The 26,429-nt window shown below is 74.3% G+C and carries 24 protein-coding genes; 15 read left to right on the plus strand and 9 right to left on the minus strand.

Annotation, left to right across the window (positions count from 1 at the left end):
• Positions 1-10: 10 nt before the first annotated feature.
• Positions 11-1,153, plus strand: a complete 1,143-nt coding sequence (locus ABZ807_RS03275; RefSeq protein ID WP_357152098.1) for a glycosyltransferase — start codon at positions 11-13, stop codon at positions 1,151-1,153.
• A gap of 142 nt (positions 1,154-1,295) precedes the next feature.
• Positions 1,296-2,348, plus strand: coding sequence for a pseudaminic acid synthase (gene pseI, locus ABZ807_RS03280; RefSeq protein ID WP_357152101.1), 1,053 nt, complete (start codon positions 1,296-1,298; stop codon positions 2,346-2,348).
• Positions 2,349-2,491: 143 nt separating this feature from the next.
• Here pseI and ABZ807_RS03285 read toward each other — a convergent pair whose 3' ends face one another.
• Genes ABZ807_RS03285 through ABZ807_RS03300 form a run of 4 tightly spaced genes read right to left on the minus strand, consistent with a single transcriptional unit; the run spans position 2,492 to position 5,135 of the window.
• A complete protein-coding gene (locus ABZ807_RS03285; protein ID WP_357152104.1) occupies positions 2,492-2,926 on the minus strand; it encodes a hypothetical protein in 435 nt (144 codons plus the stop codon).
• Positions 2,910-3,656 carry an SDR family NAD(P)-dependent oxidoreductase gene (locus ABZ807_RS03290; RefSeq protein ID WP_357152106.1) on the minus strand — a complete coding sequence of 249 codons (747 nt, stop codon included), beginning with the start codon at positions 3,654-3,656 and terminating at the stop codon, positions 2,910-2,912. Before ABZ807_RS03290 ends, ABZ807_RS03285 begins: the two co-directional genes overlap by 17 nt.
• Positions 3,649-4,887: an AMP-binding protein gene (locus ABZ807_RS03295; RefSeq protein ID WP_357152108.1), complete on the minus strand. Its 1,239-nt coding sequence runs from the start codon at positions 4,885-4,887 to the stop codon at positions 3,649-3,651. The genes ABZ807_RS03290 and ABZ807_RS03295 overlap by 8 nt, the downstream gene beginning before the upstream one ends.
• The gene (locus tag ABZ807_RS03300) at positions 4,884-5,135 is read right to left on the minus strand and encodes an acyl carrier protein (protein WP_357152111.1); all 252 of its coding nucleotides are present in this window, start codon (positions 5,133-5,135) and stop codon (positions 4,884-4,886) included. Before ABZ807_RS03300 ends, ABZ807_RS03295 begins: the two co-directional genes overlap by 4 nt.
• 90 nt (positions 5,136-5,225) lie before the next feature.
• Between ABZ807_RS03300 and ABZ807_RS03305 the strand changes: the two genes are divergently transcribed.
• Positions 5,226-5,735: a GNAT family N-acetyltransferase gene (locus ABZ807_RS03305; protein WP_357152113.1), complete on the plus strand. Its 510-nt coding sequence runs from the start codon at positions 5,226-5,228 to the stop codon at positions 5,733-5,735.
• Positions 5,736-5,806: 71 nt separating this feature from the next.
• Here ABZ807_RS03305 and ABZ807_RS03310 read toward each other — a convergent pair whose 3' ends face one another.
• On the minus strand, positions 5,807-7,534 hold the full coding sequence (locus ABZ807_RS03310; protein ID WP_357152115.1) for a hypothetical protein: 1,728 nt from the start codon (positions 7,532-7,534) through the stop codon (positions 5,807-5,809).
• 348 nt (positions 7,535-7,882) lie between these two features.
• On the opposite strand from ABZ807_RS03310, the gene pseB reads away from it, so the two are divergent.
• From pseB to ABZ807_RS03350, 8 genes are all read left to right on the plus strand, one after another.
• Positions 7,883-8,866, plus strand: coding sequence for a UDP-N-acetylglucosamine 4,6-dehydratase (inverting) (gene pseB / locus ABZ807_RS03315; RefSeq protein ID WP_357152118.1), 984 nt, complete (start codon positions 7,883-7,885; stop codon positions 8,864-8,866).
• The gene (locus ABZ807_RS03320; RefSeq protein WP_357152121.1) at positions 8,863-10,020 is read left to right on the plus strand and encodes a DegT/DnrJ/EryC1/StrS family aminotransferase; all 1,158 of its coding nucleotides are present in this window, start codon (positions 8,863-8,865) and stop codon (positions 10,018-10,020) included. The genes pseB and ABZ807_RS03320 overlap by 4 nt, the downstream gene beginning before the upstream one ends.
• 11 nt (positions 10,021-10,031) lie before the next feature.
• Entirely contained in the window at positions 10,032-10,874 is an 843-nt protein-coding gene (locus tag ABZ807_RS03325) for a hypothetical protein (protein ID WP_357152124.1), read from the plus strand.
• Positions 10,864-12,720, plus strand: a complete 1,857-nt coding sequence (locus ABZ807_RS03330; RefSeq protein WP_357152127.1) for a class I SAM-dependent methyltransferase — start codon at positions 10,864-10,866, stop codon at positions 12,718-12,720. Before ABZ807_RS03325 ends, ABZ807_RS03330 begins: the two co-directional genes overlap by 11 nt.
• A gap of 35 nt (positions 12,721-12,755) precedes the next feature.
• The gene (locus ABZ807_RS03335) at positions 12,756-13,484 is read left to right on the plus strand and encodes an NTP transferase domain-containing protein (protein ID WP_357152252.1); all 729 of its coding nucleotides are present in this window, start codon (positions 12,756-12,758) and stop codon (positions 13,482-13,484) included.
• Complete coding sequence (locus ABZ807_RS03340) at positions 13,481-14,551, plus strand: spore coat protein (RefSeq protein WP_357152129.1); 1,071 nt, start codon at positions 13,481-13,483, stop codon at positions 14,549-14,551. The genes ABZ807_RS03335 and ABZ807_RS03340 overlap by 4 nt, the downstream gene beginning before the upstream one ends.
• A 12-nt stretch (positions 14,552-14,563) precedes the next feature.
• Positions 14,564-15,199, plus strand: a complete 636-nt coding sequence (locus tag ABZ807_RS03345) for an alpha-ketoglutarate-dependent dioxygenase AlkB (RefSeq protein ID WP_357152132.1) — start codon at positions 14,564-14,566, stop codon at positions 15,197-15,199.
• A 92-nt stretch (positions 15,200-15,291) separates the two neighbouring features.
• Positions 15,292-16,629, plus strand: coding sequence for a solute carrier family 23 protein (locus ABZ807_RS03350; protein ID WP_357152134.1), 1,338 nt, complete (start codon positions 15,292-15,294; stop codon positions 16,627-16,629).
• 138 nt (positions 16,630-16,767) lie between these two features.
• On the opposite strand, the gene ABZ807_RS03355 is transcribed toward ABZ807_RS03350, so the two are convergent.
• From ABZ807_RS03355 to ABZ807_RS03370, 4 genes are all read right to left on the minus strand, one after another.
• Positions 16,768-19,257: a DNA topoisomerase IV subunit A gene (locus ABZ807_RS03355; protein ID WP_357152137.1), complete on the minus strand. Its 2,490-nt coding sequence runs from the start codon at positions 19,255-19,257 to the stop codon at positions 16,768-16,770.
• A 35-nt stretch (positions 19,258-19,292) separates the two neighbouring features.
• The gene (locus ABZ807_RS03360) at positions 19,293-21,350 is read right to left on the minus strand and encodes a DNA topoisomerase IV subunit B (protein ID WP_357152254.1); all 2,058 of its coding nucleotides are present in this window, start codon (positions 21,348-21,350) and stop codon (positions 19,293-19,295) included.
• Positions 21,351-21,620: 270 nt separating this feature from the next.
• A complete protein-coding gene (locus tag ABZ807_RS03365) occupies positions 21,621-22,262 on the minus strand; it encodes a methyltransferase domain-containing protein (RefSeq protein WP_357152140.1) in 642 nt (213 codons plus the stop codon).
• 207 nt (positions 22,263-22,469) lie between these two features.
• Positions 22,470-22,907 carry an Rrf2 family transcriptional regulator gene (locus ABZ807_RS03370; protein WP_357152143.1) on the minus strand — a complete coding sequence of 146 codons (438 nt, stop codon included), beginning with the start codon at positions 22,905-22,907 and terminating at the stop codon, positions 22,470-22,472.
• 94 nt (positions 22,908-23,001) lie between these two features.
• On the opposite strand from ABZ807_RS03370, the gene ABZ807_RS03375 reads away from it, so the two are divergent.
• From ABZ807_RS03375 to ABZ807_RS03390, 4 genes are all read left to right on the plus strand, one after another.
• A complete protein-coding gene (locus ABZ807_RS03375) occupies positions 23,002-24,276 on the plus strand; it encodes a globin domain-containing protein (RefSeq protein WP_357152256.1) in 1,275 nt (424 codons plus the stop codon).
• A gap of 117 nt (positions 24,277-24,393) precedes the next feature.
• Positions 24,394-25,071, plus strand: coding sequence for an alpha/beta hydrolase (locus ABZ807_RS03380; RefSeq protein ID WP_357152146.1), 678 nt, complete (start codon positions 24,394-24,396; stop codon positions 25,069-25,071).
• A 160-nt stretch (positions 25,072-25,231) separates the two neighbouring features.
• Complete coding sequence (locus ABZ807_RS03385) at positions 25,232-25,870, plus strand: hypothetical protein (protein ID WP_357152148.1); 639 nt, start codon at positions 25,232-25,234, stop codon at positions 25,868-25,870.
• A gap of 100 nt (positions 25,871-25,970) precedes the next feature.
• Positions 25,971-26,357 (plus strand): hypothetical protein, encoded by a 387-nt coding sequence (locus ABZ807_RS03390; RefSeq protein ID WP_357152151.1) that lies wholly within the window; start codon positions 25,971-25,973, stop codon positions 26,355-26,357.
• Positions 26,358-26,429 lie beyond the last annotated feature (72 nt).

Genomic DNA, 26,429 nt, shown 5'->3' on the forward strand with positions numbered 1-26,429 from the left:
GGGTGGCGGGGTGGTCAACGAGCCGACGCCCGCCACCCCCCTGCTGAGCATCGTCGTGCCGGTCCACGGGGTGGAGGCGTACCTGTACCAGTGCCTCGAGTCGGTCCGGGCGGACGTCCCGGCCGGCGAGCAGGGCACGGTCGAGCTGGTCGCCGTCGACGACGCCTCCCCGGACCGGTGCGGGGAGATGCTGCGCTCGTACGGCGCTGGCCGGTCCGAGGTGCGTACGGTGCACCTGAGCAGCAACGTCGGCCTGGGCCTGGCCCGCAACGCCGGCCTGGAGGTGGCGACCGGCGAGTACGTCTGGTTCGTCGACAGCGACGACTGGCTGCCGCCGGGCACGATCCCCGCCGTGCTGGAACGGCTGCGCGCGCACCGCCCCGACGTGCTGCTCCTGGACCACCTGCGGGTGCACGAGGGCGGCCGCCGCGAGGTCGACGCCAGCAGCCCCCTGCTGCGCGGGGTGCCGGACGTGGTGCGCCTGGCCGACCGGCCGCAGCTGCTGCGGGTGCAGCACACCGCCTGGAACAAGGTGGTCCGCCGCGCGTTCATGGACGAGCTGGAGCTGCGCTTCCACCCCGGCTGGTACGAGGACATCCCGTTCAGCCACCCGCTGCTGATCGGCGCGGAGAAGATCTCGGTGCTGGACCGGGTCTGCTACCTCTACCGGCAGGGCCGGCAGGGGGCGATCACCTCGACCCGCAGCGGGCGGCACTTCGACGCCTTCGACCAGTACGACCGGCTGCTGGACTGGGTCCGCCGGCGGTTCCCAGACGAGCGGCTGCGGGCCGAGCTGTTCGGGCTGATGGTGAACCACATGCTGGTGGTGGTCGGCAACGACGACCGGCTGCACCCGCACCTGCGCCGGGACTTCTTCCGGCGGGTGGCCGCGCAGTACCGTCGCCACCTGCCGGCGGGCGGCTACCCCCGTCCCGGCGGGGTGGCCGGGCTCAAGCACCGGCTGGTGGGCCGGGACAACTACCTCGCGTACGCGGCGCTGCGCCAGGCCCACCGGCTCGCCGGTCGGCTGCGCCGGCCCGCCGCGCCCCCGGCCGACTCCCCCGATGCCGAGCGGGCCGGCGGGGGCCCCGCCGCGGGTGGGCCGGAGCGGGCCGGGGCGACCGACGCGCTGGCCGGTCGCGGCGCCCCGTGACGAGAATCGGCGCAGCATCGCGTCGCCGCACCGGACGGCCCCGAGTCGGACAGCCCACGGCAGGGCAGTTTTCCAGGTCGTCCCCGGACGACGAGGCAGGGACCGCGCCCGCGCGCGGACGCACAGCAGACAGAGGTCGGGAATGACGGCGACAGTGAAGATCGGACCGCACGTGGTCGGGACCGGACAGCGGCCCTTCGTGGTCGCCGAGATGTCCGGCAACCACAACGGTGACCTGGACCGGGCGCTGGCAATCGTGGACGCGGTCGCGGCCAGCGGGGCGCAGGCGCTCAAGCTCCAGACGTACCGGCCGGACACGATCACCATCGACGTCGACACCCCGGCCTTCCGGATCTCCGGCGGCCACGAGCTGTGGGGCGGGCAGAACCTGTACCGGCTCTACGAGCGGGCGCACACGCCGTACGAGTGGCACGCGCCGATCTTCGCCCGCGCCCGCGAGCAGGGGCTGACCGTCTTCTCATCGCCGTTCGACGCCACCGCCGTGGAGCTGCTGGAGGAGCTGGACGCGCCGGCGTACAAGATCGCCTCGTCGGAGCTGGTCGACCTGCCGCTGATCCGGCTGGTCGCCGGCACCGGCAAGCCGCTGGTCATCTCGACCGGGATGGCGACGGTGGCCGAGATCGATGCGGCGGTGCGGACCGCCCGGGACGGCGGGGCCGGCGGCATCGTGCTGCTGGCCTGCACCGCCTCCTACCCGGCCCCGCCGGCGGACAGCAACCTGCGCCGCATCCCGGTGCTCGCCGACGCGTTCGGCGTGCCGGTGGGGCTCTCCGACCACACCCCCGGCATCGGCGTACCGGTCGCCTCGGTGGCGCTGGGCGCCTGCTTCATCGAGAAGCACGTGACGCTGGACCGCGCCGACGGAGGGGTGGACTCGGACTTCTCCCTCAACCCGGACGAGCTGGCCGCGCTGGTGGTCGAGTCGGGGCGGGCGTACGCGGCGCTGGGTGGCACCGCGATCGGCCCCACCCCGGCCGAGCGGGAGGGCCTGCGCTTCCGCCGCTCGCTCTACGTGGTGGCGGACGTGCGCGCCGGTGACCCGGTGACCGCTGACAACGTGCGGTCCATCCGGCCCGCGGGCGGGCTGCCTCCGGTGGATATCGACAAGGTGCTGGGCCGTACGTTCGCCGTCGACGTCCCGCGCGGCACCCCGCTGAGCTGGGACCTCGTCTGACCTGACCAATCCGTCCGGTCCGTGCCCTGGGACGGACCGGACGGATTGGTCGACTCCGGTTTGCGGCATGTCGCGGTCTCCAGACCGATCGACACCGCGACATGCCGCGAGGCGGCAAGCGTCATGGGGCGCACGGCGGCGGGTCAGGGCGCGAAGGCCACCGTCACCACCAGGTCGTCCACCCGCAGCGTCCGCCACACCGCCCGGCTGCCCGGGGGTACGGCCAGCCCGTGCCGACGCCACCAGGCGGCCACCGGGACGTCGGCCAGCTTGCACAGGCTCTCCGCCCGGGTCCACCGGGTCCAGAAGTCGGCGGGCCCGAAGCGCCGGGCCAGGGCCGCGGGCACCTCGGCGTCGGCGCGCTCCGCGTCCACCGCGACCCGCCAGCCGGGCGCCGACGGGCCGTACCAGCCGACGCAGCGCCCGTCGTCGAGGTGGCTGCGGGTGACGGCGTACGTCAGGTCGGCGGGCGTGCCCACCCGCAGGAAGCGTTCCGCGGCGGCGAGCAGCGCGGGCACCGGGCGTGGCCCGGGCCCCGGCCGGCGGCCGACGAACTCCGGCTCAGACGGAGGCCGCACCGTCCACCACGATGACCTGGCCGTTGATGTTGGTCTGCTCGCACAGCAGCATCCGCACCACCGGCACGACCTCCTCCGGCTCGGTGAGGTGGCCGGTCGGGGTCCGCCGGACGATCTGGTCGAGCTGGGTGCTGCCCAGCACGGCGGACATCTCCGAGGCGAAGAAGCCGGGCGCCACCGCGTTGACCAGCATCCGGCCGCCCAGCTCGCGGGCGAGCGAGCGGGTGGCGGCGTCCATGCCGCCCTTGGTGGCCGAGTACGCCACCAACCCCGGGAAGCCACGCTGCGCGCAGATCGAGGTGATGTTGACGATGCGCCCGCGCAGCCCCTTGCCCAGCATCCGCCGGATCACCAGGCGGGTGAGCTGCAACGGCGCGGTCAGGTTGGTCTCGATGATCCGGGCGATGTCGCCGGTGGAGGTGTGCACGTGCAGGGAGTCCTGCCCGACGGCGGCGTTGTTGACGACGCCGTCGATCGGGCCGAGGCGCTGCTCCACCTCCCGGACGAAGGCCTGGGCGGCGGCCGGGTCGGTGACGTCGACCGCGCCGACGTGCACCCGGTCGGGGTGCGCGGCGGCCAGCTTCTCCAGCTCCGGCGTGACGGTACGGGCGAACGCGGCCACCCGTACGCCGGCGTCGAGCAGGTCGGTGACGATGGCCAGGCCCAGCCCCCGGGAGCCGCCGGAAACGAGGACCACGGTGCTGGGCGGGACGAGCGGAAAGTCAGACATCGCTCTTCAACGTCTCCTTGACGGGGATCTCGGTGAACATGCGGATGCGGCGCGGCACCGCGTACTCGGGGAGCCGACCGGCGCACCAGCGCACCAGCGTGGCCTCGTCCAGCGGGTCGCCGGACGGCGTCGGCACCACCTCGGCGACGACCATCCGGCCGAGCACCGGGGCCCGCCGGCCGGTGACCCTTGCCCAGGCCACCCGGGGATGGGCGGTCAGCACACCCCGGACCAGGCCGGCGGAGACCTTGCTGCCGCCGACGTTGATCTCGTCGGAGTCGAGCCGGCCGGTGATCAGCACCCGGTCGTCGACGACCTGCACCCGGTCCCCGGTGCGCACCGGCCCGTCCAGCCCGGCCCCGTGGAACGGCGAGGTGATCACCAGCTCCTCGCCGTCGACCGAGAGCCGGGGCCGGCCGGGCACCGCCCGGTCGAGCCAGTCGACCGGGAACCCGGCGCGGCCGTCGTGCACCACGATGGACGCGCCGACCTCGGAGGAGGCGTAGATCCAGGAGATCCGGGCGGACGGAAACACCTCGCGGAGCTGGTCGAGGACGGCCTGGTCGACCGGTTCACCGCCCAGGGTGAGCTGGCGCAGCGGCACCCGGGCCAGCGCCGCGCCGTCGCGGTGCAGGGCGCGTCGCCAGAAGGTCGGGGTGCCCGAGGCGGCGTCCACGCCGTGCGCGGCGGCGATGGCCGGCCACTCGTCCAGCTCGTCCGGGTCGATCACCACGAGGTGCTGCCCGGGCTGGGTCAGCGACAGCGTCACCACCTGCCACCAGGCGTACGTGCCGGGGGCGTACGGGCAGAGCCAGGTCCGGGCGGGCTGGGCGCCCCGGACGGTGGTCAGCGAGTCCAGGGTGTGCCCGACCCGCTTGGGCCGCCCGGTGGACCCGGAGGTGAGCAGCCACAGCCGGCCGGGCTCGGCCGGACGGGGCCGGGCCGGCGGGACGGTCGAGGGTCCGTCGGCGTCGAGCACGGTCAGCGCGAAGCCGGCCTCGCGCAGTTCGTCCCGCATCGCCGGGTCGACCCGGTTCGCGGCGCTCAGCAGCAGCTCGGTGCCGTGCACGGCGTGCTGCCGGGCGGCGGCCAGGGCGTCGGCGGACCCGGCGGCGAGGACGGCGGCGGGCGACGGCAGCGCCGGCGCGGGCAGCACGCGCCAGGTGCGCGCGGCGCCCCCGACGACGACCCGGTTGTCCAGGCCGGCCGGGGTCGAGGTCGCGACGGTCACTGCCGCTGGAGCGTGACGAGGAAGTCGAGGACGTCGCCGACGGTGGCGATCCGGCGCAGGCCGGGGGCGTCGAAGTTGAGCTCCTCCCCGGTGGAGTCCTCGACCCGCAGGGCCAGCTCCGAGAAGTCCAGCGACCGGAAGCCGATCTCCCGCAGGTCGGCGGCGTCGTCGTCCGGGAGCACCTTGCCCTGGTTGTCGAGCACCTGCGCCATGAGGTCGCGGATCTGCGCGCGACTCAATTCGTTCATGCGGCGGAGTGTACAGCCCAGGAATTGGTCTCGCCATTTCCCGGGTAGGGTTCCCGGGGCCCGGAGGAATCGAACGGAAAAGAGGTCGGCGTGCTGCGTGGGGCGACCGAGGACGACGTTAACCTGATGTTGTCCTGGCGTAATCAGGAAACCAACCGGCAGGTCAGCAAGAACAGTCACGAGATCACCGCCGCGGAGCACGCGGCCTGGTGGTCGCGGGTCCGCGAGGATCCCACCCGCCGGGTGCTGGTGTACGTCCGCGACGAGGTGCCCTGCGGCGTGGTGACCTTCTTCGACCTGTGCCTGGACGGTCCGCGTACCGGCTCGTGGGGCTTCTACCTGGACGCCGACGGGCTGGCCGGCCGGGGCGAGACGCTGCCCGCCTGGCTGGCGGTGATGCGGGCGGCGGTGGACCACGCCTTCGACGAGTTGCGCCTCGACCGGCTCGACGGCGAGGTGCTCGCGCAGAACACCGTCGTGCGCCAGATGAACCGCCGGTTCCGATTCGTCGAAGGCACCCCCGAGCGACAGGTGCAAGACGGCCGGGAAATCACCGTCGTCCCCGTTTCGCTGGACCGGGCGAATCGTCGCCGGCGCTGATTTGGGTAACTGTCCGTCGCCCATTAACCGGCGCGACATCCGCCGTTCATCACGCGGCAGCGGAAATGGTGTCAGCCGCGCCGCCAGGCCGCCCAGTGCTGGTCTGGATTGCCGCCGAGGCGGACGAAGCCGTACCGGGCGCCGTCCCAGTCGTCCGGCTCGCCGGGCGCCCAGCGGACGAAGACCACGTCGGCGGCGGCCGGCGGCTGCTCGGCGAACCACCGCACGTCCGTCCAGGTCACCTGGTGGCTCAGGTTGAACCGCAGGATGTAGTGCACCCCGAGCGAGGCGTAGACCCGCTCGCCGGGGCGTACCCCGAGGTCGGCCACGCGCGGGGCCGGCGCGGTCGCCGCCGCCATCGGGCGGACCAGCCGGTCGGTGATCACCTGCATGGTGCCGAGGTTGACGACGAGCAGCGCGGCGAGCACCGGCACCCGCAGCCTCGGCGCGCGCACGGCGGCGACCAGCAGGAGGCAGGCCAGCCCGCCCACCGCCGCGCCGGTGAACGGTCGGAACTCGTGCCAGCCGCCGGTCAGCGCCATCAGGTCGGGCGCGCCGAAACCGCCGTAGCGCAGCTCGTGGCCCCGGCTCGCCACGTAGGCGAGCCGGGCGGTGATCAGCGCCGCGCCCGCCGCCAGCAGCGCCACCGCAACGGCCGCCCGGGTCAGCAGCACCCGGTACGCCACGGTGAGCAGCACCCCCACCCCGACCAGCAGCCAGAACGGGGCCAGCATCTGCACATACCGGCCGTAGATGGCGTCCAGGGGTTTGGTCGTGATGCCGGCCAGGATCACCGACGCGCCGCCGGCCACGCCGACGCTGGTCACCAGCGCGACGCCGAGCGTCCAGCGGGCGGCGGCGTCCCGCCCGGGCCGGCGCAGCTCGCGCAGGGCGGCGGCCCAGGCGATCCCGGCCAGCCCGAAGGTGATCACCACCAGGTACCAGAGCTGGGTGACGACGGCCGCCCCGAGCCGCAGCAGCCCCTGGCCGGAGGCGACGGCCCGGACGGTGCCACCGTCGGGCGGGTCGCCCAGCAGGTAGACCCGGTCGCCGAGCAGCCGGATGCCGGCCTCGTTGACCAGGGCCAGGGCCAGCACCGGCAGCGTCGCGGCGAGGACCTGCCCGGGGGTGGCTCGGCGGCGGGCGAGCAGCAGCAGGACCAGTCCGGCGTGCACCGCGACGATCACCAGGCCCCGGGAGTGCAGCAGGTGGAACGCGCCGACCAGGGTGCCGACCGTCGCGGCGGCCAGCGCCCCCGGGCGGGCGACCCACCGGTGCACGGCCAGCAGCCAGGCCAGCACCAGCGGCGCCAGCACCGCGTCGATCATCGCCACCTGGGCGTAGAAGGCGGTGGCCGGCAGGGTCGCGGCCACCGCGGCGGCGACCAGCGCGTACGACCGGCGCAGCGTGAGCAGCCGGCGGGCCAGCAGGTACGCCAGCGGCAGCACGGTGGCGTTGACCGCCGCGTTGATCAGTTGCACCAGGCGGTAGCTGGTGGTGAAGTCCCGCTCGCCGAGGAACGCCGGGGAGATCAGCATCGGGTAGCCGACCCGGCGCAGCGGGCCGTTCTCGCTGCTGAAGCCGCCCGGTCCGCCGGCGAGCGCCCGCGCGGTGTTGAGGTAGCTGTCCTCGTCGGTGTGCGCGATCGGCAGCGCGACGTGCCGGGCCAGCCACATCCGCCAGGCCACCCCGGCGAGCCAGCCCAGCACCAGCAGCGCCGGCACCAGCCAGCGCCGCCGGGCCGGGGCCGCCGGCGCCTCGGCCGAATCGGCGACCCGTTGCCGTACGTCGGAGGTCATCTCGTCTCCTGGTCGCTGGTGAGCCGCGCCGTCCGCCCGGCGGCGCCGGCGGGTCGGGGCGGAGGGTGCGGTGGCCGGGCCGGCGGCGGGGGCCGCCGATACCCGGGGCGAGGCGGGGGCGAGCCCGTCGTCGCGTACGCGGGGTCACTGTAGCCAGGACCGTTCCCGCCGGTCAGCCGCGCCGCGGGGGCGGCGCGAGAGTTCGCCTGCCCGGTGTCCGGCATTCACTGGACCAGCGCGGTCGGTTCACCCGGGCGCGTCGGGGTGTTAACCCGCCGTGGCTAGCGTCCGTCCGGTCGCGTGGCCCCGGGCCGCCGGCGCACAACCTGCGATCATGGGAGCACCACATTGAGCGAGCTGACGGGTTCCTCCATCCTGGTCACCGGCGGCACCGGTTCCTTCGGTAGGACCTTCCTCCGGCACCTCCTGGCCGAGGCCGACCCGGCCCGGGTGGTGGTGTTCTCCCGCGACGAGCTGAAGCAGTACGAGCTGCGCCAGCAGCTCGGCGACGACCCGCGGCTGCGCTGGTTCATCGGCGACGTCCGGGACCGGCACCGGCTCACCCGGGCGATGCACGGCGTCGACCACGTGGTGCACGCGGCGGCGCTGAAGCAGGTGGACACCGCCGAGTACAACCCCTCGGAGTTCATCGCCACCAACATCACCGGCTCCCAGCACGTGGTGGACGCGGCGATCGAGGCCGGCGTCAAGAAGGTCATCGCGCTCTCCACCGACAAGGCGTCCAGCCCGATCAACCTGTACGGCGCCACCAAGCTGGTCGGTGACAAGCTCTTCGTCTCCGCCAACCACTACGCCGCCCAGCACCCCACCCGCTTCGCGGTGGTCCGCTACGGCAACGTGGTGGGCAGCCGCGGCTCGGTGGTGCCGCTGTTCCGCCGGCTGGCCGCCGAGGGCAAGAGCCTGCCGATCACCGACAAGCGGATGACCCGGTTCTGGATCACCCTCGACCAGGCCGTCCAGTTCGTCATGGACAGCTTCGACCAGATGCAGGGCGGCGAGCTGTTCGTGCCGCGCATCCCCAGCATGCGCATCCTCGACCTGGTCGAGGCGGTCGCCCCGGACGCCACCACCCACGAGATCGGCATCCGGCCGGGCGAGAAGCTGCACGAGGAGATGATCGCCCCGGACGACAGCCGTCGGACGCTGCGCGCCAAGGACCGGTTCATCGTCCAGCCCACCATCGCCACCTGGGGCTACCAGCCGCCGGTCGGCTGCGAGCCGGTGCCGGACGGGTTCGCGTACCAGTCGGACACCAACGACGAGTGGCTGAGCGTCCAGCAGCTGCGCGACATGCTCGGCATCGGCGCATGACGGCGATGCTCCCGTACGGGCGGCAGTCGGTCACCGACGACGACGTCGCCGCTGTGGTGGCCGCGCTGCACAGCGACTGGCTCACCACCGGCCCACAGGTCGACGGGTTCGAGGCCGACCTCGCTGGGTGGACCGGCGGGGCCGGCTGCGCGGCCGTCTCCAACGGCACCGCCGCGCTGCACGTCGCGTACGCGGCGGCCGGGGTGGGCCCAGGCGACGAGGTGGTGGTGCCGCCGATGACGTTCGTCGCCACCGCCAGCAGCGCGGTGGCGCTCGGCGCGAAGGTCGTCTTCGCCGACGTCGAGGAGGAGACCTTCACCCTCGACCCGGCCGCGGCGGCCGCCGCGACGACCTCGCGTACCCGGGTGGTCTCCGCCGTCGACTACGCCGGCCACCCGGCCGACTACGACGCCCTGCGGCAGGCCCTCGCCGGCAGCGACGCCCTGCTGCTGGCCGACGCGGCGCACTCCATCGGCGCCACCTACCGGGGCCGGCCGGTCGGCTCGCTGGCCGACCTCACCACGTTCTCGTTCTTTCCCACCAAGAACCTGACCACCGCGGAGGGCGGCGCGGTCGCCGCCGGAGACGAGGAGCTGCTGACCCGGGCCCGCCGGTTCCGCAACATCGGGCTGGTCCGCGAGCGGGACGCGCTGCGCTGGCCGGACGAGGGCGGCTGGCACCAGGAGGTGCACGAGTTCGGGCTGAACTACCGGCTGCCGGACGTGCTCTGCGCGCTGGGCCGCAGCCAGCTGCGCCGGCTCGGCGACTTCCTCGCCGCCCGGGCCCGGCTGGTCGCCCGGTACGACGAGGCGCTGGCCGACCTGGACGGGGTGCTGCTGCCCGGCCGCCGTTCGTGGGCCGTCCCGGCCTGGCACCTCTACCCCATCCGGGTGCTCGACGGCCGCCGCCGCGAGGTGTACGACCGGATGCGCGCCGCCGGCATCGGAGTGCAGGTCAACTACATCCCGGCGCACTGGCACCCGGCCTTCGCCGACCTCGGCTACCGGCGCGGATCCTGCCCGGTGGCCGAGTCGTTCTACACCCAGCAGCTGTCGTTGCCGCTCTTCCCGACCCTGACCGACGCCGACCAGGATCGCGTGATCGACGCGCTCCGGGCGGCGCTGCGCGGCGTCACGGCGCGTCCCGCCGCCTGACGGGGGAACCGATGCATCACGCGAACCACTTCTACGGCCACGCGCACGTGCTGGCCCGCTACTGCGGGCTGGGCGACGGGCACCCGCCGCGGATCAACGGGTACGTCCAGCACGGCTGGAACATCGGCGACGGGCTGGCCCCCGGCCACCCGTACGCCGAGTTCACCCCCAGCCTGCTCTGGTCCGAGCAGACCCGGCGGCGGGCCTGGTCGGTGGGGCGGCGCAACGTGGTCACCGTCGGCGCGCCGTTCAGCTACCTGCTGTCGTTGCGGCCGGAGGACCCGCCGGAGTCGGCGCGGGAGGGCACCATCTGGTACCCGTTCCACGGCTGGGAGGGCCAGCACGTCAAGGGCGACCACAAGGACCTGATCGCCCGGATCCGGGCCACCGAACCCGGCCCCGTCACGGTCTGCCTCTACTGGCACGAGTACGGCATGCGCCGGGTGCGCCGGCTCTACGAGAACGCCGGCTTCCGGGTGATCTGCCACGGCTACCGCGGCCACTGGTGGAAGGACACCGACCCGCTCTTCCTCGACAAGCAGCTCACCGAGCTGCGCCGGCACAAGCGGGTCGCCTCCAACCGGCTGACCAGCGCGATCTTCTACGGCATCGCCGCCGGCTGCGAACCCGCCGTCTACGGCGACCCGATGATCCTCTCCGCCGAGGACCCCACCTTCGGTGGCACCGCCCGGATCCGGCGGCAGTGGCCGGAGCTGCACGGCGAGTCCGTCGACCTGCCGACCGCCGTCGAGATCGCCCGCGCCGAACTGGGCACCGACCACCGCTGTACGCCGGCCGAGCTGCGCGAGCTGCTCGGGTGGGCGAATCTCCAGGAGGAACGAGTTGACGACTGAGACGGCGGCCCGGATAGCGCTCCCCGGCGGGGAGATGCTGGCCTGGTCCGACCTGCCGGAGGAGCAGCTGCCCGACGGCGGGCCGCTGGCCGCGCTGGCGGCGCGGGTCGTACCGGCGGGGGCGCGGGTCCTGCTGGCCGGGCCGCACGACCCGGTGCTGCTGACCCGGCTGACGCACGCCGAGGTGACCTGCCTGCTGCGCAGCCACACGGACGGGGTGGCGCTGGCCGAGCGGGGCGCCCGGGTGGTGGTCGGCGGCCCGGCGGGCCTGCCCGCCGGCGAGACCTTCGACGTGGTGGTCGCCGCCGCCGGCCTGGACGCGGTGGAGTCGGTGGAGGGCCCCCGGCTGGGCTGGGACGCCGTGCTGGACCGCCTGGTGCGGGCGCTGCGGCCGGGCGGGACGCTGCTGCTGCGGCTGGACAACCCGCTCGGCGTGCACCGGCTGGTCGCCACCGCCCCCTGGTACGCCGCCCGGGCCGACTCGGCCTGGACGGTCGGCGGGGTGCTCGACACCGGCCGCCCGGCCAACCCGGAGCAGCTGCGGGCCCGGCTGGCCGGGGAGGGGCTGCGGCCGGAGGCCTGCTTCGCGGCGTACCCCGATCCGGATGCGGCGACCGCGCTGGTGGCCGCCGACGAGCTGGACCGGCGGCCCACCTCGGGGCTGTTCGACGCGGTGCTGCACGGCGCCTGCGCGGACGGCGCCGGCGAGGCCCCCGTGCTCCAGGACCCGGCCCGGCTGGCGGTCGACGCGCTGCACGCGGGGCTCGGCTCGGCGCTGGCGCCGGGCTGGCTGCTGCTCGCCCACCGGCCCGCCGACCCGGACGCCGGATCCGCGCCGGCCGGCGGGTCGCCGCTGACGGGCGAGCCCTCGACCGGCCGCCCGACACTGCCGGTGGCGCTGGCGCAGACCGGGCCGCCGGGGATCGGCGTGGTCGAGGTGGTCGACGGGCCGGACGGCTGGCGGTGGCGGGTGACCGGCCGGATGAGCCGGCCGGGTGAGCCAGCGCCCTTCGCCACCCGCGAGGTGGCCTACCGGGACCCGGGCGCGCTCGACGGGCCGGTGCCCGAGGGGCGGCTGCTGCGCACCCTGCTGCTCGACGCCTGCCTGCGCCGCGACCTGGACGCCCTGCGCCGGCTGCTGCGCGGGTACGCGTCCTGGCTCGCCGCCGGAGCCGACCGGGACGGCCGGCTGGGCGGCGCGATGGCCCTCGCCGGCACGGACAACGTGGTGGTGGCCGGCGACGACCACGCGGTGCTCGATCCGAGCTGGCGGGCCGCCGCGCCGCTGGACGTCGACGTGGCGCTGGCCCGGGGCCTGTGGCGGTTCGCCGCCGCGCTGCTCACCGGTGGGTACGCCCACCCGTGGCCGTCCACCCTGGACGTGGCCGGCCTGACCGTGGTGCTCGGCGGCCTCGCCGGGCGGGAGCTGGACCGGGCCACCGTCGACGCGGCGATCGAGGCGGAGGCGGCGGTCTCCGCCGCGCTGCGCGGCCTCGACGCCGACGGGCGGGTCCGCCTCGCCACCGAACTGCGCGCGGTCGAGCCGACCGACCCGCCGGCCGGGCCGCGCAGCTACCAGCAGCTGCGCGAGGCCTGGAAACGGCAGCGGGAGGAGCTGACCCGGCTCGCCGCGCTGCTGAAGTGGACCGAGGAGCTGCTGAACTCGCGGGAGCGGGCGCTGCGCCGGGCCGACGCGACGATCAACCTGCTCAGCGGTTCGCTCAGCTACCGGGTGGGTCGGCTCGCGATCACCCCGGCCCGGCTGGCGAAGCGGGGCGCCCGCGCGGCGAAGCGCCGCGCGCGGCAGGCGTTGGACCAGCGCGCCACACGGGAGGAGCAGCAGTGAGCGGCGGGACCGGATCGGCCGAGCGGCCGGGTGACCTGCGGATCGTGGGGATCGTGCAGGCGCGGATGGGCTCGTCCCGGCTGCCCGGCAAGGTGCTGCGCCCGCTGGCCGGGCGCAGCGTGCTCGGCCGGGTGGTCCGGGCCGCCCGGGACAGCGGCGTGCTCGCCGACCTGGTCGTGGCGACCAGCGCCGACGCCGTCGACGACGCGGTGGTGGCCGAGTGCGACCGGTGGGGCGTGCCGTGCCACCGGGGCCCGGTCGACGACGTGCTGGGCCGCTTCGTCGGCGCCCTGGACGCCCACCCCGGTGACGCGGTCATGCGGTTCACCGCCGACTGCCCGCTGCTCGACCCGGAGATCATCGCGCTGGTGGCGTCGGTGTACCGGGCGGTCCCCGGCCTGGACTACGCCAGCACCTCGATCGCCCGTACGCTGCCCCGGGGGCTGGACGCCGAGATCATCCGGGCGGACGCGCTGCGTACCCTGGACCGGCTCGCCACCGACCACCACCGGGTGCACGTCACCTCGTACGCGTACACCCACCCGGAGCTGTTCCGGGTGCTCGGGGTGACCCTCACCCCGGACCGGTCGGCGCTGCGGCTCACCCTCGACACCGAGCAGGACTGGGCGCTGGTGCGCGCGGTCACCGACCACTTCGGCGACGTCAGCGTGCCGCTGGCCACGCTCGCCGACTGGCTGGACGGCCAACCCGGCCTGCGCGCCCTCAACGCCGGCGTACGCCAGAAGCGCCTGGAGGAGTCGTGAACACGCCACGGATCGGGTTGCGCTGCGACGCCGGGCCCCGGCGCGGCGTCGGCCACCTGGTCCGCTGCCTGGCTCTCGGCGAGGAGTTCCTGGCCCGGGGGGCCCGGGTCGAGCTGTTCGGCACCGTCGAGCGGGTCGGCTGGGCGCAGGCGCAGCTGGCGACCCGGGGCATCCCGGCGCATCCGGGCCCGGACTCCCCGGCCGGGCTGGTCGAGGCGGCCCACCGGCACGGGCTGGACGCGATGGTGCTCGACTCGTACGAGCTCGACCCGGCCGGGGCGGGGGCGCTGCGCGCGGCCGGCGTGGTCACCCTGGCGATCGTCGACGGCGACACCCGGGGGCAGGACGCCGACCTCTACCTGGACCAGAACTTCGGCGCCCGGACCGCCGCGCCCGTTGGGCGGCTGCTCGCCGGCAGCCGGTACGCGCTGCTGCGCGACTCGGTGGTCACCACCCGGCCGGCCGCCCCGAGGGAACCCACGCCGGTGGGCCGGCCCCGGGTGCTCGCCTTCTTCGGCGGCACGGACGCGCTCGGCGCCGCCCCGGTGCTGACCCGGGTGCTGCTCGCCACCGGGCACCCGATGGAGCTGACCGTGGTGGTGGGACGCCCCGAGGTCGAGGCGGAACTGGCCGCGGTGACCCCCCGTCGGGGTCAGTCGCTGCGTCCGGTCCCGCCCACCGACGAGTTGCCCGCCCTGATCGGCGCGGCGGACCTGGTGGTCAGCGCGGCCGGCACCTCCACCTGGGAACTGTGCTGCCTCGGCGCGCCGTCGGCGCTGGTCTGCGTGGTCGACAACCAGCGCGAGTCGTACCACCGGGTGGTGGAGCACGGGCTGGCCGCCGGCCTCGGCGAGCTGCCGGAGCTGGCCGGGGCCGGGGTGGCCGGGCGGGCGGCCCGGGCGGCGGCCGCGCGGACGTTGACCGGCCTGCTCACCTCGCCCCGACGGCGGGCCGCGCTCTCCGCGCGGGCCTGGGCCACCGTCGACGGCCGCGGCCGGGCCCGGGTCGCCGACGCGGTGCTCGACCTGGTCCAGGGCGGCGATCGTACGCCTGTACTAAACCGCTGATAGGGTGGCGGCATGACGCAGGCCGCCTACCAGCCGTCGATGCTCGACCTCGCCGACGCCGGGCCGTCACTGGGGCCGCTGCCGGGCGGGCTGCGCCGGCACGTGCTCACCCGGGGCGCCTGGGTCGACCACCTTCCCGGCTGGGTGCGCGGCTCCGACGCGGTCCTCGACACCCTGCTGACCGAGGTGCCGTGGCGCGCTGAGCGCCGCACCATGTACGACGCCGAGGTCGACGTCCCCCGCCTGCTCTGCTGGTACGCCGGCGGCCGTCCGCTGCCGCACCCGGTGCTGACCGCAGCCCGCGCGGCGCTGACCTGGCACTACGCCGCCGAGCTGGGCGAGCCGTTCGTCACCGCCGGCATGTGCCTCTACCGCGACGGCCGGGACAGCGTCGCCTGGCACGGCGACACCCGGGGCCGGTCGGCGCACACCGACACCATGGTCGCCATCGTCTCGTTCGGCTCACCCCGGCCGCTGCTGCTGCGGCCGCGCGGGGGCGGCGCCAGCCTGCGCTTCCCGCTCGGGCACGGGGACCTGGTCGTGATGGGCGGCTCCTGCCAGCGCACCTGGGAACACGCCATCCCCAAGACCAGCCGCCCGGTCGGCCCCCGCGTCAGCGTCCAGTTCCGCCCCACCGGCGTAGCCTGACCGGCCGCCCCCGGGCGCGGCCGGATCTCGTGCTAGAAACAACTCTCAGGGTCGATCACGCCCCCGTCACCTGACGACGCGAAGGGCGCTTCATGACCCAGTCCCCCACCTCCCGCTGGTCTCCCTGGACCGTGCACGGCGACGGCCGGTCCGTCACCCCCGGGGACGTGGTGCACCCCGGCGAACGGCTCTCCTGGCCCCGCACGCTGGGGATCGGCGTGCAGCACGTGGTGGCCATGTTCGGCGCCACCTTCACCGTCCCGCTGATCACCGGTTTCCCGCCGGCCACCACGCTGTTCTTCTCCGGGATCGGCACCCTGCTGTTCCTGCTGATCACCGGCAACCGGCTGCCGTCGTACCTCGGCTCGTCCTTCGCCTTCATCGCCCCGGTGCTGGCGGCGAAGGCGGGCGGCGACATCGGCCCGGCGCTCGGCGGGATCGTCGTCGCCGGCGTCGCGTTGGCGCTGGTGGGGGTGGTGGTGCAGCTCGCCGGGGCCCGGTGGATCGACGCGCTGATGCCGCCGGTGGTCACCGGCGCGATCGTCGCGCTGATCGGCCTGAACCTGGCGCCGGTGGCCTGGGACGGCGGCGGCAGCGGCACCGGCGTCAAGGCGCAGCCGTTGATCGCGGTGGTGACCCTGGCCGCGATCCTGCTGGCGACGGTCGCCTTCCGGGGCTTCCTGGCCCGGCTGTCCATCCTGCTCGGCGTGGTGGTCGGGTGGGCGCTCGCCGCCGTCCTCGGCGACCTGGACCCAAAGGCGGTCGACGGGCTGCGCGAGGCCGCCTGGGTGGGGCTGCCGCAGTTCCACGCGCCGAGCTTCAGCCTCCGCGCGGTGGTGCTGGTGATCCCGGTGATCCTGGTGCTGGTCGCCGAGAACGCCGGGCACGTCAAGGCGGTCGCCACGATGACCGGCCGCAACCTGGACCGGGACATGGGCCGGGCATTCCTCGGCGACGGCCTGGCCACCGTGCTCGCCGGCTCCGGCGGCGGCTCCGGCACCACCACGTACGCGGAGAACATCGGCGTGATGGCGGCGACCCGGGTCTACTCCACCGCCGCGTACTGGGTGGCCGGGCTGGCGGCGGTGCTGCTCGGGCTCAGCCCGAAGTTCGGCGCGCTGATCCTGACCGTGCCGGCCGGGGTGCTGGGCGGCGCGACCACCGCGCTGTACGGCCTGATCGCCATCCTCGGCGCGCGGATCTGGATCGAGAACCGGGTCGACTTCCACGACCCGGTCAACCTGATGACCGCCGCCGTCGCGGTGATCGTCGGCGCCGCCAACTACACCCTCACCGCCGGCGACCTCTCCTTCAACGGCATCGCCCTCGGCACCGCCGCCGCGCTGCTCATCCACCACGGCATGCGCCTGGTCGCCCGCCTCCGCGGCACCACCCCGGATTCCCGCCGAGGCCCCGAACCCGAACTCTGACCCCCCTCTCCCGCCTGGTGTTGTTGCCGCGACCCGGCCAACAGGGCAACAACCTCATGATCGACGCGGGGCCGGCCGGGGATGAGACGGGGAGGGGCCCGGGGGCGTCAGCCCCCGGGCCCCTCCCCCGCGGGTGGGTCAGTCGCGTTCGATGAGGTGGCCGAGGACGGTCGGGCCGAGCATGACGGCGAAGCCAGAACCGTCGCGGCGGGGGTCCGCCGGGGGCAGCTCCACCGGGTCGCCGGTCGCGGTCGCACCGACCGGGCGGGCGCCGACCCAGGCGGCCACCAGATCCGTCTCGCCCTTGAGGAACCGCTGCGCGCGCACGCCGCCGGTCGCCCTCCCCTTCGCCGGGTACGCCCCGAACGGCGTCACCTTGACCGTCGCGCCCGTCGAGGTGACCACCATCGGATCGCCATGCCCCGGGTCATCGGTGCGAACCGCGCCGAAGTAGACCACCCGCGCCCCGTCGGGCAGGTTGACGCCGGCCATGCCGCCGCCCTTGAGCCCCTGCGGGCGGACCAGCGTCACGGCGAAGCGCAGCAGGGACGCTTCCGAGGTGATGAAGGTCAGGGCCTCCTGGCCGTCGGTGAGCCAGGTCGCCCCCACCACCTCGTCGCCCTCGCGCAGGCCGATCACCTCGAACTCGTCCGAGCGGACCGGCCACTCCGGCGCGCAGACCTTGACCACGCCCTGCCGCGTACCGAGTGCCAGGCCCGGCGAGCCCTGCGCGGTCGCCCCGAGCGGGGCCAGGCCGACCACCATCTCGCCGGCCTCCAGCGGCACCAGCTCGGCGGCGGACATGCCCCCGCGCAGCGAGACCGTGCCGGCCTGCTCCGGCAGCACGGGCAGCGGCAGCACGTCGATCTTGAACGCCCGGCCGGCGCTGGTCACCAGGAGCACCCGGCCCCGGGCCGTGGTGTGCACGACGGCGCGTACGGTGTCGTGCTTGACCCGGCCGTTGCGCCGGCGCCCCTCGGCGGCCTCCTCCGACTCGGCCGCGGTCCTGGCGACCAGCCCGGTCGCGGAGAGGATCACCTGGCAGGGATCGTCGGCCACCTCCAGGGGACCGGCCGGCACCGAGGCCGCCAGCACCTCCTTGAGGTCGCCGTCGACCAGGGTGGTGCGGCGCGGCGCGGCGAACTGCTTCACCACCGAGGCCAGCTCGTCGGAGACGACCTTCTTGAGCACCTTGGGGTCGTCGAGGATCTTCGACAGCTCGGCGATCTCCCCGCGGAGCTTCTCCTGCTCCGCCTCCAGCTCGATCCGGTCGTACTTCGTCAGCCGGCGCAGCGGAGTGTCCAGGATGTAGGTGGCCTGGATCTCGGAGAGCTTGAACTTCTGCATCAGCCCGTCCTTGGCGGCCTGGGCGTCCTCGCTGGCCCGGATCAGCTTGACCACCTTGTCGATGTCGAGCAGGGCGATCAGCAGACCGTCGACCAGGTGCAGCCGTTCCTCGCGCTTGCGCCTGCGGTACGCGCTGCGCCGGGTGACCACCTCGTACCGGTGGCCCAGGAAGACCTCCAGCAGCGCCTTCAGCCCGAGGGTGCGCGGCTGGCCGTCGACCAGCACCAGGTTGTTGACGCCGAACGACTGCTCCAGCGGGGTGAGCCGGTAGAGGTCGGCCAGCAGCGCCTGCGGGTTGACCCCGACCTTGCACTCGATGACCAGGCGGGTGCCGCTCTCGCGGTCGGTGAGGTCCTTGACGTCGGCGATGCCGGTCAGCCGCTTGGTCTTGGTGACCTCGTTGGTGATCGCCGCGATGACCTTCTCCGCGCCGACACCGTACGGCAACTCGACGACGGTGATCGCCTGCCGGCCCCGACTGCCTTCGAGAGGGCCGATCTCGACCCGGCCGCGCATCCGGACCACGCCGCGCCCGGTCTCGTACGCCCGGCGCACCTCGTCCAGGCCGAGCAGCAGACCGCCGGTGGGCAGGTCCGGGCCGGAAACGAACTCCATCAGCTTGTCCAGGTCGGCGTCCGGGTGGTTGATCAGCCACCGGGCGGCGGAGACCACCTCGCCGAGGTTGTGCGGGATCATGTTGGTCGCCATCCCGACCGCGATCCCGGACGCGCCGTTGACCAGCAGGTTGGGGAAGGCGGCCGGCAGCACGGTGGGCTGGGTCAGCGAGCCGTCGTAGTTGGGCTCGACGTCGACGGTGTCCTCGCCCAGCTCGCCGACCAGCAGCATCGCCTCACGGGACATGCGTGCTTCGGTGTAGCGCGCCGCGGCCGGTCCATCGTCCGGGCTTCCAAAATTTCCATGCCCGTCGATGAGTGGCACGTTGAGCGAGAAGTCCTGGGCCATCCGGACCATCGCGTCGTAGATGGCAGTGTCACCGTGCGGGTGGTAGCGGCCCATCACGTCGCCGACCACGCGAGCGGACTTCACGTGCGCCCGGTCGGGGCGGAAGCCCGCTTCATTCATCGCGTAGAGGATGCGCCGGTGCACCGGCTTGAGGCCGTCCCGGGCGTCGGGCAGGGCGCGGGAGTGAATGACCGAGAAGGCGTACTCCAGGTAGGAGTCGGAGACCTCGGTGACCAGCGGGTTGTCGAAGACCCGCGCGCCGGCCTGGTCGAAGGCGGACAGGTCCGCCTTGGCGCGGTCTTCCCTACGGCGTGCCATCGTTCAGCTTCCTTCTCGGCGGGCGGCCAGCGTGCTCATGCATCGATCGCTTCGCGGTCGACCCGGCTGGAGGAGTCGATGAGCCAGTTGCGGCGCGGCTCGACCTTCTCCCCCATCAGCAGTTCGAGGATCCGCTCGGCGGCGTCGACGTCGTCGAGGGTGATCCGGCGGACCGCCCGGGTGGCCGGGTTCATCGTGGTCTCCCACAGCTCGTCGGCGTCCATCTCGCCGAGGCCCTTGAAGCGCGGGATCGGGGTGACGATCTGCTTGCCGGCCTTCTCCAGCTTGCGGACCGTCGCCTCCATCTCGGCCTGGGTGTAGGTGTAAATGGTCTGCGGGTTGCGCCCCTTGGTGGTGATCTTGTGCAGCGGCGGCATCGCGGCGAAGAGCCGGCCGGCCTCGATCAGCGGCCGCATGTACCGGGCGAAGAGCGTGATCAGCAGGGTACGGATGTGCGCGCCGTCCACGTCGGCGTCCGCCATGATCAGAACCCGGCCGTACCGCAGCGCGGACAGGTCGAAGGTACGCCCCGAGCCGGCGCCGAGTACCTGCACGATCGCCGCGCACTCGGCGTTGTCCAGCACCTGCTGGAGGTTCGCCTTCTGCACGTTGAGGATCTTGCCGCGGATCGGGAGAAGTGCCTGATATTCGGCAGATCGGGCAAGTCGGCCCGTCCCCAATGCGCTGTCGCCCTCGACAATGAACAACTCACTCCGGTCGATGCCTCCGGCGCGGCAGTCGACCAGCTTGGCCGGCATCGACGCGCCCTCCAGGGCGGTCTTGCGCCGAGCCGCGTCCTTCTGCTGCTTCTGGGTCAACCGGACCCGGGCCGCGTCGACGATCTTCTGCAGGACTGTGCGGGCCTCGGCCTTGGTCTTCCGGTCGTCCAGCCACGCCTTCAGGTGCTGCTCGACCAGGGACTGGATCACCTTGGTGATGCCGGCCGTGGAGAGCTCGTCCTTGGTCTGGGAGGTGAACTGCGGCTCCGGGATGCGCATGTGCACCACGGCCGTCATCCCCTCCAGGACGTCGTCCAGGGTGGGTGGTTCCTCCTTGGCCTTGAGCAGGCCACGGGTGTTGCGGACGGCGTCGGCGAGGGTCCGCGCCAACGCCCGCTCGAAGCCCTTACGGTGGGTGCCGCCGTGGGCGTTGCGGATGGTGTTGGTGAAGCACTCCACGGTGCGCTCGTAGCCGGTGCCCCAGCGGAAGGCCACCTCGACCTCGGCGCGGCGCTGCACGTTGGACTGCATCACGCCGTTGGCGTCGGCGGCGTTCTCCCGGTAGGTCCCCTCGCCGGTGACCAGCAGGGTGCCGGAGACCGGCCGGTCACCGGCCGGGGCCAGGAACTCGACCATGTCGGTGAGGCCGTTGGGGAAGTGGAAGCGCTCCTCGGTGGGCTGCTCACCGGTCTCGTCGCGCAGCCGGTAGTCGACCCCCGGCACCAGGAAGGCGGTGTTGCGCAGCTTCATCCGGACGGCGTCGACGTCGAGCGCCGCGCCGGTCTCGAAGTAGCGGGCGTCGTGCCAGTAACGGATCAAGGTGCCGGCGCGCTGGCCGCGCTTCATCGCGCCGACGATCTGAAGCCCGGGGCCGGCGGTGAAGGGGGCGTCCGGGCCGTCGCCGTCGAAGATTCCCGGTACGCCGTGCCGGAACGACATGGCGTGCACCTTGCCGCCGCGCCGCACGGTGACGTCGAAACGGCGGGAGAGCGCGTTGACGGCCGAGGCGCCGACGCCGTGCAGCCCGCCGGAGGTCTTGTAGCCGGAGCCGCCGAACTTGCCGCCGGCGTGCAGCCGGGTGAGCACCAGCTCGACCCCGGAGATGCCGGACTTGGCGTGCACGTCGGTGGGGATGCCGCGACCGTCGTCGTCGACCCGCACCGACCCGTCGGCGTGCAGCGTCACCTCGACCTTGGTGGCGTGACCACCAACACCCTCGTCGGTGGAGTTGTCGAGGATCTCGTTGACGAGGTGACCCACGCCACGGCTGTCGGTGGAGCCGATGTACATACCGGGACGCTTGCGGACGGCGTCCAGGCCCTCGAGATGCGTGAGGTCGTCGGCCCCGTAGAGGGTCTCAGGCTGTGCGGTCAACTGGTCGTACTCCCAGGTCTTGGCGGTGTGGTGCCGCTCACCGTCTCGATCTCCACGCGCGGCGCGCCGCAGCGAGCCTAGCCGCACGCCCCGACACAATCGCGCAGCCCCGCTGGACCCGCCGCGTCCGGGGCCGCCGGTCGTGAGCCACCAGGCAGCAACGCCGCCCCCCGCCGCGGTGTTCCCCGGGCCGCTCCGGCCGGTGCCGCCGGGCCCCGGGTGGCCCGCACGGGCGGCCCCCGTCGTGCGCCCGGTCGGCGGCGACGGATCTCAGGGCCGGATCGCGGCGCCGAGCACGTGCGGCGAGGCCGGCCCCGAAAGCCGCCCGGGCGGGAAGCGGAACCGGTCCAGCCGGACCACGCTGAACCCGGCGGCGACGATCGCCGACACCGTGTCCCTGCCGGTGTGGCAGCCGCCGCAGAGCAGCGGCCAGCAGGTCGCGTCGGCCACCCGCTGCGCCCGGCGCAGCCCGGGAGTACCCGCCGCGACGTGCTCGTAGAACCGCAGCGACCCGCCGGGGCGCAGCACCCGGTACGCCTCCCGCAGCGCGACCGCCTGGTCGGGGACCGAACAGAGCACCAGCGACAGCACCACGGCGTCGACGGTGGCGTCGGCGACCGGCAGCGCCTCGGCCAGCCCGGCGGTGACCGTGACCGGCACCTGCGCCCGCTCGGCGGCCGCGCGGGCGGCGGCACGCAGCCAGGGCTCGGGCTCCATCGCGAGCACCGCATCCACCTCGGGCGGGTAGTGCGGGAACATCCGGCCGTTGCCGGCGCCCACCTCGACCACCCGCCCGCGCAGGCCGGCGACCAGCCGACGCCGGTGCTCGGCCGCACCGGCCCGGTCCATCGCCACGCTCGCCCGCGCGAACACCCGGGCGAACAGCGGGTGGGACACCCGGGAAGAGGACATCGGCGCTCCGCATCGACGTGGATCGGCTCCCGCAGGCTACCGCCCACCCGCAACGCCACCCCGCACCGGAACCACCGAGGCAGACAACGCCGCCTGCCTCCCGCGACCGCTCGCCTCGGTGATCACGTGGGGCGCTGGCCCGCCGCGCTGAGCAAGAAGTTCCTGCGGGCCCGGCCCCTCGAAGTTAGGCGGGCAGGCGGGCCGGGGTCAGGGGCTGGGTGGGGGCGTGGTGAGGGTGAGCAGGAGGGGGGCGGCGGGGGCGTCGACGAGGTCGCCGAGGCGTACGTCGTCGAGGACGGCGAGGAAGGCGGCCTGGGCGCGGCGGAGTTGGACGCGCAGCCGGCAGCCGGCGCGCAGCGTGCAGCCCGACTCCTCGCAGGCGACGACCTCACCCTCGCCCTCGAAGGCCCGGACGACCTGGCCCACGGTGAGCTCCTCCGCGCCCGCGGCGAAGGCCACGCCGCCGGAGCGCCCCCGGATGGTGACCAGCACGCCGAGCCGTTGCAGCCGCTGCACCACCTTGGCGACGTGACTGCGGGGCAGGTCCAGCCGCTCGGCCAGCTCGTCGACGGTGGTCCGGGTCGACGCCGGCGCGGTCAGCATGGCGATCCGCAGCGCCATGTCGGTGGACCGGTTGAGCTTCACGTACCGACCCTAGCCAGCGCGCCCGGCCGGGACCGGGGCCGGGAGTCCGTGACGCCGGCAACACCCCACCCGGGACTTTCGGCCCTGAAGAGGCATCTCAAATTCCTGTTTAAGTGGCTCCCGTAGGCAACGCAGAAGGAGGAGCACCGTGCTCTCGGAATCGTCCAAGGCCGTGGTGATCGCGACCCTGCCCGTCGTAAAGGCGCACGGGGAGGAGATCACCGGCCGGTTCTACCCGCGGATGTTCGCCGCGCACCCCGAGCTGCTCAACCTGTTCAACCGGGGCAACCAGGCCACCGGTCAGCAGAAGGCCGCGCTGGCCGCCTCCGTCGTCGCGTACGCCGAACACCTGACGGGTGCCGACAGCTCGGCGTGGGGTGCCATCCTGGACCGGATCGCGCACAAGCACGCCTCGCTCGGCATCACCGCCACCCAGTACACCGTCGTCGGCCGGCACCTGATGGCCGCCATCGGCGAGGTGCTGGGCGAGGCCGTCACCCCGGAGATCGCCGCCGCCTGGGACGAGGTCTACTGGCTGATGGCCTGCGAACTCATTGCCCGGGAGGCCCGCCTGTACACGACGGCCGGAGTGGCCGAGGGCGGGTCGGTCTGGCGCGACTGGCGGGTCACCGGCGTGACGGCGGAGGCCACCGACGTCGTCTCCCTGACCCTCGTACCGGCCGACGGCGGACCGGTCCCCGACTTCGTCCCCGGCCAGTACGTCTCGGTCGCCGTCGACCTCGACGCCGGGCTCGGCCAGCAGATCCGGCAGTACAGCCTCTCCGGCCGTCCCGGCGCCGACCACTGGCGGATCACCGTCAAGCGGGTCCGCGGCGTCAACGGCGCGCCGGACGGGCTGGTCTCCACCGTCCTGCACGAGCGGGCCGCAGCCGGCGACACGCTGCGGCTCAGCCCGCCCTTCGGCGAGGTCAGCGCGGTGGCCGGCGACGGGCCGCTGCTGCTGGTCAGCGCCGGCATCGGGCTCACCCCGGCGATGTCCGCGCTGGAGCACCTGGCGGCCACCGCGCCCGAGCGGCCGGTGGTGCTGGTGCACGCCGACCGGGACGGGGCCGCGCACGCGCACCGCGACGAACTGCCCCGGCTGCACGCCCGGCTGCCCAACCTGCGGCTCAAGCTCTGGTACGAGCAGACCAGCGACCGCGACGACCCGGAGGCGCTGACCGCCGAGGTGACCAGTGGCCGGATCGACCCGGAACTGATCCCGCTCTCCCCCGACGCGCACGTGCACCTCTGCGGGCCGCTGCCGTTCATGAACCAGATCCGGGGCGGTCTGCTGCGCCGGGGCGTGCCGGTGGAGCAGATCGCGTACGAGGTGTTCGGGCCGGGGATGCTGCGCGGCGGCGTCTGACCGCGGCACAGCGACCCGGACCGGCCGCGAACCTCCAGGATGGGGGTTCGCGGCCGTCGCCGAAAAGGGGCGCACCCGTTGCTACCCGCCGGTAGCCTGCCGCCGTACGCTGGCACCGTGAGCGGGGACAGCGAGTACAGCCAGGAGTTCGTCGACCTCGACGGGGCGCGCAACGGGGTGCAGGTGTACCCCGAGCTGGCCGGTGACGTCGGCGCGGTCCTCGACGCGTTGAAGCCCCGGCTGGACGGCCGCACCCGGCTGCTGCTCGGGCACTCCCTCGGCGGGCAGGCCGCCCTGCTGCACCTCGCCCTGCACGGTGCCGACGCGGTCGACGGGCTGGCCCTGCTCGCCGTCGGCGTGCCGTACTGGCGCAGCTACCCCGGCGCCCGGCGGTACGGCGTGCTGCCGTACACCCAGGGCATCGCGGCGACGGCGGCAGCGCTGGGGGTCTGGCCGGGGTGGGGCTTCGGCGGGCGGCAGGCGCGCGGGGTGATCCGGGACTGGGCGTACACCGCGCGGACCGGGCGCTTCCCGGTGCTGGACGGGGTGGACGCCGAGGCGGCGGTGGGGCGGGTCGGCACGCCGGTGCTGGCGGTCAGCGTCGACGACGACCAGTACACCCCGCACGGCACGCTGGATCACCTCTGCGCCAAGCTCACCGCGGCGCCGGTCACCCGCGACCGGTACACCGTCGCCGAGGCCGGCGCCCCGCTGGACCACTTCACCTGGGTCCGCGCCGGGCGGCCGCTGGCCGCGCGGGTGGCGGCCTTCGCGGCGGGCCTGCCGCGACGCTGAGCGACCGACCGTCCACCCCACCGCCCGCCCCTGGTGGCGGCGGTCTCCGCCGGGACGAACGTCGCGGGAGGGGACGTCCCCGCCGCCCGTGAGATCGGGGTGCGTAGTCGCGCGATGGGTGGGTATTCCGCTGCGCCCGAATACGGTGGAGGGGGATCAGATGTCCGAACGGCACACCGCGCTGCGCTCGATGCACGATCTGGGCCTGGCGGCCTGGTTCGGTGGCTCTTTGATGGGAGCGCTCGGCGTCAACGGGGCGGCGGCACGGATCAGCGACTCGACTCAGCGACTCCCCATCGCCTCCGCGGGGTGGTCCCGCTGGACGCCGGTGAACGCGGCGGCGATCGGCGCCCACCTGGCCGGCGCGGTCGGCGAACTCGCCACGGAGAGCCCGCGGATGTTCACCCAGCGGGGAGTGGGAAGGATCAGCGCGGTCAAGACGGCGCTGACCGTCGGCGCACTCGCGGTGACCGGGTACAGCCGGTTGCTCGGCATGCGGTTGGCGAAGGCCGGCAACCCGCCGGTCGAGGGGGCTACGGAGCCCAACTATCAGACCCCGGCCGGCGTGGCGGCCTGCCAGCGGCAGATGAAGCTGCTGCAGTGGACCATCCCGGCGCTGACCGGGGCGCTGGTCGTGGTGACCGCGTACATGGGCGAGCAGCAGAAGCCCGGCCAGGTGTTCCGCGGGATGCTGGGGCGCGCCGGTGGGCTGATGAACGCGCCGGCATCGATGGGGAGCTCGATGGGAAAGATCGCCGCGATGGGCACGGCCAAGCGCCGGATGGCGATGGCCGGCTGAGCGCGTAGGGCCGGTGCGGGTGGCCGTCGGCGACGGCCCGGCACCGGGCGGGACGGGCGCGACACGGCCGGGCGCGACGACGAGCAGCGAGGTGACCATGATGGCGAACGAGGGACCGACGCGGGGCGCGGGGCGCGGGCCGGAGTCCGCCGCCCCCTGGGGCACCACGGACGGCTTCGACGGGGACCCGCCCTGGGGCGCGGGCGAGGACGACCCGATGGGCGAGGGGAGCGAGGAGAACGCCGTGCCGGAGGGCCGGCGGGGTGAACGCCGGGCCGGCGCGCCGGGCAAACCGTCCGGACGGGCGGGCCGGCACGGCTTCGGTTCGGTGGAACCGACCCGGGCGACGGAGGCAGGGCCGGGCGCGCCGCCCGACCCGGCGCCGTCGGGACGCACCTTCCCCGACGACGCGGCCGGCGGGGACCTGCCGGACAACGCGCTGGAGGAGGCCACCGGCATGCACCCGGAAGGAGTCACCCGGGATTGACCGGCGGTGTGGCGGGCCGTGCGCGGGGCGGGAGTCCCGGCATGGCCCGTTCGCCCGCCGGCGGGGCCGGCC

Origin of the sequence: Micromonospora sp. NPDC047548 (assembly GCF_040642975.1) — a bacterium.
Classification (GTDB): Bacteria; Actinomycetota; Actinomycetes; order Mycobacteriales; family Micromonosporaceae; genus Micromonospora.